This window comes from Leucobacter sp. USCH14 (assembly GCF_037619215.1).
GTDB lineage: Bacteria > Actinomycetota > Actinomycetes > Actinomycetales > Microbacteriaceae > Leucobacter.
In genome coordinates, this window is the sequence record NZ_JAQPZP010000030.1 from 1 (window position 1) to 1,267 (window position 1,267).

A 1,267-nucleotide genomic window follows, 5' to 3' on the forward strand; every position below is an offset into this window, starting at 1 on the left:
GGGTCTGCTGCACGTTTAGGTGACATTCGATATGGCTGGTTCCGGCTGGCCTGGAAGGATGATCACTATGCCCCCTCGTTTCCCGAAAGAGTTCCGCGATGACATCGTTCGCGTTGCTTCCGACCGTGGCCCCGGGGTCACGCTCATGCAGATTGCGAAAGACTTCGGCATCCACGTCGGAACCCTCGAGAAATGGCTCCGGCAAGAACGCGTCGAAACCGGGGAGAAGCCCGGTATCACCCGTGCGGAGAACGAAGAACTTCGAGAGTTGCGCCGCCGGAACAAACTCCTCGAGCAAGAAGTCGAGGTGCTGCGCCGCGCGGCCGCGTATCTCTCGCAGGCGCATCTCCCGGGAAAAGGCTCTACCCGCTCGTGAGAGAGCTCGCCATCGACGGGGTTCCCGTGGTGGTGTCGTGCCGGGTATTGAAGCTCTCACGTCAGCCCTACTATCGGTGGCTGCGCTCCCCAGTCATTGCACGAGACCTCGTGCAGGCGTATCGCGCGAACGCTCTCTATGATGCCCATCTTGAGGATCCCGAGTTCGGGTACCGGTTCCTTGCCGACGAAGCGAGGCACCTCGGGGAACCCATGGCTGATCGCACCGCGTGGAAACTGTGCCGAGATCACGGCTGGTGGTCGGTGTTCGGGAAGAAGAAAGCGAGTGGGAAAGGGCGTAGGCCCGGTCCGCCGGTGCATGACGATCTCGTGCAGCGCGAGTTCATCGCGGCTGCTCCGAACGAGGTGTGGCTCTCGGACATCACGGAACATTGGACCGGGGAAGGCAAGCTCTACTTGTGCGCGGTGAAGGACGTGTTCTCGAACCGGATCGTGGGGTACTCGATTGATTCGCGGATGCGGTCATCGCTCGCGGTCAGGGCATTGAATAATGCGGTGCTGCGGCGTGGGAACGTTGCTGGTTGTGTGTTGCACACAGATCGTGGATCGCAATTTCGAAGCCGGAAACTCCGCCGCGCTCTCGATCAGCACGCCATGGTCGGGTCGATGGGCAGAGTCGGTGCTGCGGGTGATAACGCGGCGATGGAGTCGTTCTTCAGTCTGTTGCAGAAGAACGTCCTGAATCGTCGCAACTGGGCCACCCGTGACGAACTGCGGATCGCGATCGTGACCTGGATCGAGCGGACCTATCATCGGCGTCGCAGGCAGGCTCGTCTGGGGCGTTTGACGCCGGTCGAGTACGAGGCCATCATGAACGAGCAGGTCGCACTCGCTGCCTGACTAATCTGTCACCTAAACGTGCAGCAGACCC

The 1,267-nt window shown here is 61.1% G+C and carries 1 protein-coding gene; it reads left to right on the forward strand.

Annotated features, from left to right (window positions below; translation table 11 throughout):
• The first annotated feature begins 67 nt into the window (after window positions 1-67).
• A protein-coding gene (locus tag PQI23_RS13915) for an IS3 family transposase (protein ID WP_339975554.1) occupies window positions 68-1,236 on the forward strand; the annotation gives its coding sequence in 2 pieces (ribosomal slippage) (window positions 68-352 and window positions 355-1,236; 1,167 coding nt in all).
• Window positions 1,237-1,267 lie beyond the last annotated feature (31 nt).